We start from the raw sequence: 8942 nt of genomic DNA on the forward strand, positions 1-8942 counted from the left end.
AAGAAAGATGAATCAAAGGGAAGTTTGAAGGGAAAAAGAAAAAGAGCCGGATGGGACGACTCTTTTCTTGAGAAGTTATTAGACGTGAATTTTTAATGCGTCAGCCCTGGCACTGTGAATATCCGTTCGCAAGGCTTGAACAGACTTTATATAAATGGTAGGGCGTATAACTGTTATGAATAGAGTCTTTAGTATCTTCCTTATTTAAAAACATTCTAAATTACTTGTGACTTGTGAACATAAACACTATCTTTGCACCCAAAAATATAAGAAAGGCTGAAGACTATGCGTTTGTCCGAATTGAAAACCGGTGAAAAAGGTGTAATCGTAAAAGTATTGGGGCACGGTGGTTTCCGCAAACGGATTGTGGAAATGGGATTTATTAAAGGAAAGACAGTGCAGGTACTACTGAATGCTCCGTTGAAAGACCCTATCAAATACAAAGTAATGGGATATGAGATATCCCTTCGCCGGCAGGAAGCCGAGATGATAGAGATTGTCAGCGAGCAGGAAGCAAAGGAACAGGCTGTGCAACCCGATTTTCACAGAGGCCTGAGCGAAGATATACATCTGAACGAAGAAGAATTGAAGCGACTGGCTCTTGGAAAGCGCCGGACCATCAATGTGGCTTTGGTCGGGAATCCTAATTGCGGCAAGACTTCTCTTTTCAACATCGCATCCGGTTCGCACGAGCATGTGGGCAATTACAGTGGTGTCACCGTCGATGCCAAAGAAGGTTACTTCGACTTTCAGGGTTACCACTTCCGCATTGTCGACCTTCCCGGCACTTATTCTCTTTCTGCCTATTCACCCGAAGAAATTTATGTTCGCCGTCATATCATTAATGAAACTCCGGACGTTATAATCAATGTGATAGATTCTTCCAATCTGGAACGGAACCTTTATCTCACCACCCAGTTGATTGACATGAACGTGCGTATGGTAATCGCGCTCAATATGTACGATGAGCTGGCAGCCAGTGGCAATACGTTGGACTATGTGATGCTTGGGCAGCTCTTTGGTGCGCCGATGATACCTACGGTCAGTCGTAGCGGGAAGGGGATTGACGAACTGTTTCATGTGATTATCAGCATTTACGAAGGGGGCGATTTCCTTGATCAAAAAGGCAAAGTACGCACCGAAGTGCTGAATGATCTGCGCAACTGGCACGAGGAGTATGTTCCCGACCATGGCTTTGGCACTCATAAGGAAGAAGGTGAGCACCCGCGTAGCTCTTACCGCCATATTCACATCAATCATGGTCCGGAATTGGAACGAAGCATTGAGGAGGTGAAGCGTGTTATCAGTGTCAATGAGGAGATCCGCCATAAGTACTCTACACGCTTCCTTGCCATCAAGTTGCTGGAGAACGACAAGGACCTGGAAAAGATAGTACAGGGACTGCCCAACGGAGAAGAGATTCTTGAAGTGCGTAACCGGGAAGAACAGCGCCTTCGTAATGTAATAAACGAGGATAGCGAGCAGGCCATAACCGATGCCAAATATGGTTTTATTGCCGGTGCGTTGCGCGAGACTTACGTCGATAATCATAAAGATACGTCGCGTACTACCCAAATCATAGACTCGATCGTAACCCATCGCGTCTGGGGGTATCCTATCTTTTTCCTTTTCCTCTACCTGATGTTTGAAGGAACATTCGTGCTGGGTGACTATCCGATGCAAGGCATTGAATGGCTGGTGGATGCGCTTGGAAGTCTGATACGGGAGAATATGTCCGAAGGACCGTTGAAAGACTTACTGGTGGACGGTATCATTGGCGGTGTGGGTGGTGTCATCGTTTTCCTGCCGAATATCCTTCTTCTATATTTCTTTATATCCCTGATGGAAGATTCGGGATATATGGCACGTGCCGCTTTTATCATGGATAAGATTATGCATAAGATGGGCTTGCATGGAAAGTCCTTCATACCTCTGATTATGGGATTTGGTTGTAATGTGCCTGCTATCATGGCTTCGCGTACAATCGAGAACCGTAAGAGCCGTCTGGTTACCATGCTCATCAATCCGTTGATGTCGTGCAGTGCGCGTCTGCCTATCTATCTGTTGCTGGTAGGAGCGTTCTTTCCGAACAATGCCAGTCTGATGTTGTTACTTATCTATGCTATCGGCATTCTGCTGGCGGTAGTCATGGCACGTCTTTTCTGCCGTTTCCTTGTGAAGGGTGATGATACGCCGTTTGTCATGGAACTGCCTCCGTACCGTATGCCGACTACGAAAACCATTTTCCGCCATACCTGGGAGAAGGGAGCTCAATATCTTCGTAAGATGGGAGGTATTATTATGGTAGCTTCCGTGGTGATATGGGCTTTGGGGTATTACCCCAACCATGATGCCTACGAGAGTGTGACCGAGCAACAGGAGAACTCTTATATCGGCAAGATTGGTAAGGCTGTAGAGCCGGTCATCGAGCCGTTGGGTTTCGACTGGAAACTGGGTATCGGCATCCTTTCCGGAGTCGGTGCTAAGGAGTTGGTGGTGAGTACGCTCGGTGTGCTATATGCAGATAACGCTGAAGAAGATGCGGTGAGCTTGGGCGAACGCATTCCGATTACGCCTTTGGTTGCTTTTGCTTACATGGTGTTTGTATTGATATACTTCCCGTGTATTGCAACGTTGGCGGCCATCAAGAGCGAGTCGGGTAGTTGGAAATGGGCATTGTTTGCGGCATTCTATACTACTGCATTGGCATGGTTGATGTCCTTTGCAATTTATCAGATAGGAGGTCTGTTTGTATGAGTAACTGGCAGGGATGGGTGGTAGCCCTATTGCTACTGTTCTGTGCCGTACGGATTGGGATGAGTATTTATTCTTTTTTTCGTCGGGCAAGAGAAGGAGGAAATCCGTGCGATACGTGTGCAACTGGTTGTGAATTAAAGCAGTTGCTCGATGAGAAGCGTGCCGGATGTAGTAAGGACAGGAAAAAAAAGAAGAAAAGTTGCTGCGGATAGTTGGAAATTACAGAAAATGTATTACCTTTGCATCCGCAATCGAGAGATAAAGCACTTTTGATAACTTTGGTTCCTTGGATGAGTGGCTTAGTCAGCGGTCTGCAAAACCGTCCACGGCGGTTCGAATCCGCCAGGAACCTCCAAAACACAACAAAGCTTCGACCAGAAATGGTCGGAGCTTTGTTGTTTATAGATAATAGATAAAAGATATACAAAGAGTTTATGTTCTTCTTGCTTGTTTGTATCCAATTAGTTACATTTGCAGAATGAAAGCAACAAATAAAAAAGATAGTGATATACGTGAATTGTATTTCTCGGATGAGTTTATAGAGTTTTATGAAAAGTTGCAAGACAAGGCAAAGATTAAGTTTGAGCATACAATGGATATTATCCGAACCGAATATGTACTTAGCACTAAGTTTGTGAAACATTTAGAGAATACAGATTTGTATGAGATGCGGGTATCTGTTAGTACCAATGAATATAGAACTATTCTTTTTGCTGTTGATGATGATAATATCATTCTTTCAAAGAAAATATTGCTTTTGAATGGTTTCCTAAAGAAATCAACCAAAGACTATAGTAAACAAATAAAGATTGCTAAACAGATATTGGAGGATTTTGAGTTATGAGAAAGTTAGATGAAAACAAGTTAGCAAGGTTGCATACAGCAGGTGAGCTACTGGATAAGAAATATGGAGAAGCTGGAACGGAATCTCGAGCCACTTTCCATGAAAAGTCGATTGCATGGTACTATGGTGAGATATTGCGGGACCGCCGGAAAGAGTTAAAGCTAACTCAACAAGAGTTGGCAGAGAAAGTTGGTACAGCAAGAAGCTATATTGCCCGTGTAGAAAAAGGTGAATCAGATATTCAAGTTTCGAGTTTTTTTCGTATTGCTCGTGCTTTGGGTATTGAGTTTACCCCTACATTTTTATGATTGGCAGAACATGATTAGAACAAAGCATTTTTAAAAGAATATTTGTATAAGATGAAACAAGTAAGATTTCTGTTTTTCTGCCTGCTTACTGTATGTAGCATGGCAGGTATGGCGCAGGAAGTCGCAGCAGACAGCACCGGTTATATTGTGAAGGTAGGAGAGATGGCTCCCGATTTTACAATGAAGTTGACGGATGGCAAGAGTGTTACGCTTTCTGAACTTCGTGGCAAGGTGGTGATGTTGCAGTTCACTGCAAGTTGGTGTGGCGTATGCCGCAAGGAGATGCCTTTTATTGAAAAGGATATCTGGTTGAAGCATAAATCTAATCCTGATTTTGTGCTGATGGGTATTGACCGCGATGAACCGTTGGAGAAGGTGATTGCTTTTGGCAAATCTACCAAAATAACTTATCCTTTGGGATTGGACCCGGGAGCGGATATCTTTGCAAAGTATGCCATTCGTGAGGCAGGTATTACGCGTAATGTGCTGATTGATAAAGAAGGCCGTATCGTAATGCTGACACGCTTGTACAACCCCGAAGAGTTTGCTTCTTTGGTGAAGAAGATTAATGAAATGCTTTCGGAATAGGAATGATCTAATCGTTCAAAACGCATTATCTGTTGAGGGCAGATAGATGATGCGTTTACCCTTAACAGATCATCTGTTTGCACTGAACAGATGATCTGTTTTTTTCATCTATACTTGCAGTGATAGTTTGGCAAGATAATCGTAATGCTTTCCTTCCTTTATCATCTCTGCTTTGAATCCATTTTCCGCAGCATAGAGGCTGAGTGTTTGGAAGTCAATGTACAGCCAGTCGAAGGAATCTCCTTGAATATCTTTGTATTGCATCTGGAAGTCCACTTCCCCGTAATAATCTCCGGCAAGGTCGATGACATAACTTCCGTCTTCTTCTTCGAACAGATAACGCAGGTCGCTGGAATCCATAAGGATGCAGCCATGCGGGCGTAACAGTTGTTTCATCTTCAGGAAGAAAGCAGGAAGATTCTCCAACTTTCCGATAATGCCGGAATCGTTCATCAACATAAGGATTGTATCATAAGACTCGTAGAACCGTTCGTCGAACAGATTGGTTTGCGTGGCGTGCTGCACGCCGCGCTGTTTCATTACTTCCACCGACAGCGGGGAAATGTCGATGGCATGCACATCTTTATCGGCTTCTTGAAGGGCGAGGCTGTGGCAACCGCTGCCGGCACCTACATCCAGTATCTTTCCCGTTGCAAGCTGTAGGGCGGTACGTTCCAGCAGAGGCATTTGCTTCTCTGTGCGGAACAGTTCCTTGACGGGTATTTCGTCTTCGTCGAATTGCGAAGAGAATACCCGGAGGCGGTCGGCCTTGTGATGCTCGAAGTAGTCGGCTATGGCGGCGCCCATCGGGTCTTTATCGGCCGGGAGCAGGTCGGTACTTATCATTTCTTATGTCTGTTAGCGCGTTTACGACGAATTTCCGCTTTCATCTTGGAGGAGGCGGAACCGTGCTGACCGGTGATGTAGGTTTTCTTTTTGGCTTTGGTCTTTACCTTGTTTTCTTCTTTCGGCTTGTCTTTTTTACCTTTGAAGACGATTCCGCCCATCATTGCTTCTTCTATACTCATACTGTTATTAGTTTTAATGATATGATTTTAGGCACGGATTAAGAGTTTTTTACACCCCCTTTTAGAGAGGTAATACCTCAATCCAATAATCGTCCGGGTCGTTGATGAAGTACAGCCCCATGGCTTTGTTCTCAAAACATACCCAGCCGTTTTCTTTGTGATATTGGCGTATCGCATCATAATCGCCGGCTACGCGAAAGCAAAGATGGCTTTCGTTTTCTCCCAGTTCATAGGCCTGCGGATGATCTTTCAGGCAAGTCAGTTCCAGCAAGAAGCCGGTGCTGCCGTCTGTGAGGTAAACCAGGGTGAAAGAGCCGTCGGACGACTCTTTCCTATGGTGTTCTTTCAGTCCCAGTGCCTTTTCGTAGAACTCGATGCTACGTTCCAGGTTGGTGACATTGATATTGAAATGATCGAATTTACTTTTTATCTCCATTGTACAATTCAGTTATTTATGGGTTCAATTAAAGTATTTATGGTTCATTATTTAACCATCGCTTTCAGGATTTCCCCTACATAAGTACGTGGCATGCCTTCCATTGCTGCGGGCGATGGGAGCTTCTTGCATTCCAGAATTACGGTAGGCTCCGTCTTGCCGGTGGGGTAGAAGCGGATGGTATAGTTTTCTGCTTTTTCCATTTGTTCATACGGCTGGTCGGGCGACAAGATGCTGAAGATAACCGGTTTGCCGCTGACTTTACCCAGTGAACCGCCGGCATTGGCAGTCATCATAGTCATGTTGAAAGGCTCTTCGCCGATTACAATAACCAGCTTGCCTGCGCCTGTCTGAATGACATCGGCCGACAGTTGCGCAGGAGCTACTTCCTTATAACCTTGCGTCTGGCTGGTAGCGGCAGGGGCTGCGACAGCTACCGGAGCAGGAGTTACTGTTTCGGCAGGAACTGCCTTTTCAGCCGGTTCAACCGGAGTGGCCGGAGTAATAGGAGTGGCCGGTACAACAACCGTTACAGCTTGTGACTTCGCAGCGGCAGCATTTTCAACAGCCTTAGGAGCTTCTACCGTAACTTGTTTCTTCGGAGTGATAACAATCGGGCCGGAGTTGACAACCGCCTTTTCTACTTTCTTTTCTTTCACAGGAGCTTCTTTGGCGGTAGTGGCACTGAGTGCTTCGGCTACACCTGCAGCCAGATCGTCTACAAAGTCCACGGTTTTTCTGCGCCACTTGGCGAGGCCGCGCACCAGCTTGGTCTGTGCCTTGTTCAGTGCATACTTATCGGTTATCCATTCTTCGGCAGTATATTTTTCCTTTCCTTCACGGTAGCTGTAGCGCACTTTCTCCACTTCGAGCACACACTTTTCCGGTTGACAGGTGACGGTGAGCTGATAAGTTATTTTTGTGCGGTCCAGTGACAAGGCGCTGGAAGCGAATACAATCCATTCGTCGCCCGTACCTACTATCTGTCCTTTCTCCTTGTCGGAGAATACGATGCGGCTGTTGTTCTCGTTCTTCTTCAGACGTGCTTCCATCCAGTTGTATACGCGTTCGAAGACTTCGTCCTGCGACATGCCCGGGATACTGAATTCCTTGGTGAACACTACTTTACCGTCCACTTCGGGAACAGCTCCGACCAGGTATCTGCTGTCATCATCATCGTCATCGTCTTTATCGTTTTGTGCATACAGCATGGCAGGCATGCAGAGGCAGAATAGTGCCATAAGAAGTTGTGTAAGATTTTTCATAATGGTATGTTTTATTTAGTAATATCGAAACTTTCACCCCGGTGGCCGATGGTGAGGAAACGGCAGCCTTTGGCTTCGGCAAACTGCCTGAACGCATTTCCTCCCTGATAATCTTCACTGAAGTGCATGGGGACAAAGATAGTGGTTTTTATCCGTTCCACGAATTGTTCGGCCCCTCGCATATAATCTTTTCCGATGCGGCTGTCTACGGGAAACATGGCTACGTCTACCGCCGGTGCTGCTTGTTGCAGCAGTTTCACTTCGGCCAGGAAGTCGCCTTCGGCCTTGCGTATCTCCTGCGGGGTGGACTCTTCGCTCCAATGCCAGTTGTTCAGGTCGCCGGCATGGAACAGGCGTCGGCCTTGCAGGTCTATCAGGAAGGAGATGCCCACGTCGGTGGAGCCGAATGCCCGGATGCGGATATTCCCGTCTTCATACGTATCGCCTTTGTTGATGTAGGTGGCATCTTCTGCCGAAGCACGGCGGTGCTTCAGGATATCTTTGGAGAAGATATAGTGTATGTCGGGGCGCAGGGCCTTCCATGAAAGAACTTCGCGACTGAAGTGGTCGGGATGGAAATGGGAGCAGAGTACATAGAGTACGCCCGGTCTTTCCAAGAGACGATCGTGTACGATACCCCGGTTGTACACCTCTTCCGAGGAGTCCTTGTAGTAATCGATAATGACCGTCACTCCGTCCGCTTCAATCGCGAAGCCGCTATGGTAGATGTAATCAAGTTTCATTTACGGATTGAATTATAGCGCAATATTACGAAAAACGCTACACAAACTTCCGGTTTAAGCTGTTATTTTATGTAAAAGCGCTTTACATAGGCACTTCTATGAAGAGAATATGCGAGTCTTTCAGCGTTTCCAACTCGAAACTGTTGGTTTCGTACACGCCCATGCCGTCGCGGCGCGAGAGCACGGTATCGTCTACTTTCACTTCACCTTCTATCACGAAGATGTAGACACCGGCGTGCGACTGGTGCAGGTGGTAGCCTATCTTCTTTCCGGCTTCTATCTCGCCGATGGAGAACCAGGTTTGTTGCAACAACCGGGCGGGAGCATCGCCGTCGGGCGATACGATGAGCGCCATTTCGTTCTTGCGCAGCAGGGGGCGGACGTCGAAGTCCTGATAGGCGGGCTGTGTGCCCAGCTTTTCGGGCATTACCCAGATTTGCAGGAATTCCACCGGTTCGGTGGTGCTGCCGTTCATCTCGCTGTGGTAGATGCCTGTGCCGGCACTCATGGTCTGTATGTCACCCGGGGTGATGACGCGGCTGTTCTGCTGGCTGTCACCGTGTTTCAGTTTTCCTTTCAAGGGGATGGAGATGATTTCCATATTCTTGTGCGGATGGGTTCCGAAACCTTTGCCCGGAGCAACGCGGTCGTCGTTCAATACACGCAGGGCACCGAAGTTCATGCGGTGGGCGTTGTAATATTCGTCGAAACTGAATGTATGGTGGCTGTCCAGCCAGTCGTATAGAGAATGTCCTCTGCTATCGGCTTTGTCTATTACTTTTTTCATAATCTATTTCCTTTCTTTTTAAATGGTTTGTATGTATATAACAAAAAGAGTGTCGGAAAGTTCTTGGGGTGGTGAAGATTGGCCTATTGACGGTGACGGACAGATTGGGGAGGGATAAGCTGTTATGAATGAATGGAGTAGGGCGGGCGGGGCGTTCATTAAACGTTCGTTTATTGGACGCTGCAA

11 protein-coding genes and 1 tRNA gene are annotated in these 8942 nt (G+C 46.6%); 6 read left to right on the forward strand and 6 right to left on the reverse strand.

The annotated features are described in order from the left end of the window. The first annotated feature begins 285 nt into the window (after nt 1–285). The 6 genes from feoB (at nt 286) to AAE250_RS23040 (ending at nt 4497) form a co-directional block, all read left to right on the forward strand. A complete protein-coding gene (feoB, locus tag AAE250_RS23015; protein ID WP_294603428.1) occupies nt 286–2757 on the forward strand; it encodes a ferrous iron transport protein B in 2472 nt (823 codons plus the stop codon). Beyond that, complete coding sequence (locus AAE250_RS23020; protein ID WP_294603432.1) at nt 2754–2969, forward strand: hypothetical protein; 216 nt, start codon at nt 2754–2756, stop codon at nt 2967–2969. The genes feoB and AAE250_RS23020 overlap by 4 nt, the downstream gene beginning before the upstream one ends. A gap of 68 nt (nt 2970–3037) precedes the next feature. Then, nucleotides 3038–3112: transfer RNA gene (locus AAE250_RS23025), tRNA-Cys, on the forward strand. A 123-nt stretch (nt 3113–3235) separates the two neighbouring features. Continuing rightward, nucleotides 3236–3601: a type II toxin-antitoxin system RelE/ParE family toxin gene (locus AAE250_RS23030; RefSeq protein ID WP_294603434.1), complete on the forward strand. Its 366-nt coding sequence runs from the start codon at nt 3236–3238 to the stop codon at nt 3599–3601. Further along, the gene (locus AAE250_RS23035) at nt 3598–3909 is read left to right on the forward strand and encodes a helix-turn-helix domain-containing protein (protein ID WP_294603436.1); all 312 of its coding nucleotides are present in this window, start codon (nt 3598–3600) and stop codon (nt 3907–3909) included. Before AAE250_RS23030 ends, AAE250_RS23035 begins: the two co-directional genes overlap by 4 nt. Before the next feature lie 51 nt (nt 3910–3960). Next, nucleotides 3961–4497: a TlpA family protein disulfide reductase gene (locus tag AAE250_RS23040; protein WP_294603439.1), complete on the forward strand. Its 537-nt coding sequence runs from the start codon at nt 3961–3963 to the stop codon at nt 4495–4497. A gap of 108 nt (nt 4498–4605) precedes the next feature. Here the strand turns inward: AAE250_RS23040 and AAE250_RS23045 are convergent, their stop codons facing one another. The 6 genes from AAE250_RS23045 to AAE250_RS23070 form a co-directional block, all read right to left on the reverse strand. Beyond that, on the reverse strand, nt 4606–5343 hold the full coding sequence (locus AAE250_RS23045; RefSeq protein ID WP_446715783.1) for a class I SAM-dependent methyltransferase: 738 nt from the start codon (nt 5341–5343) through the stop codon (nt 4606–4608). Next, on the reverse strand, nt 5340–5525 hold the full coding sequence (locus AAE250_RS23050; RefSeq protein WP_294603442.1) for a hypothetical protein: 186 nt from the start codon (nt 5523–5525) through the stop codon (nt 5340–5342). The genes AAE250_RS23045 and AAE250_RS23050 overlap by 4 nt, the downstream gene beginning before the upstream one ends. Before the next feature lie 61 nt (nt 5526–5586). Continuing rightward, complete coding sequence (locus AAE250_RS23055; RefSeq protein WP_294603444.1) at nt 5587–5961, reverse strand: VOC family protein; 375 nt, start codon at nt 5959–5961, stop codon at nt 5587–5589. Between the two features lie 47 nt (nt 5962–6008). Next, nucleotides 6009–7226 carry a DUF4468 domain-containing protein gene (locus AAE250_RS23060; protein WP_294603446.1) on the reverse strand — a complete coding sequence of 406 codons (1218 nt, stop codon included), beginning with the start codon at nt 7224–7226 and terminating at the stop codon, nt 6009–6011. Between the two features lie 11 nt (nt 7227–7237). Next, nucleotides 7238–7969: an MBL fold metallo-hydrolase gene (locus AAE250_RS23065; RefSeq protein ID WP_294603448.1), complete on the reverse strand. Its 732-nt coding sequence runs from the start codon at nt 7967–7969 to the stop codon at nt 7238–7240. An 82-nt stretch (nt 7970–8051) separates the two neighbouring features. Then, nucleotides 8052–8756, reverse strand: coding sequence for a pirin family protein (locus AAE250_RS23070; RefSeq protein WP_294603451.1), 705 nt, complete (start codon nt 8754–8756; stop codon nt 8052–8054). Nucleotides 8757–8942 lie beyond the last annotated feature (186 nt).

The sequence above is a fragment of the Bacteroides sp. GD17 genome (genome assembly GCF_038448625.1).
In the GTDB taxonomy this organism is placed as follows: Bacteria; Bacteroidota; Bacteroidia; order Bacteroidales; family Bacteroidaceae; genus Bacteroides.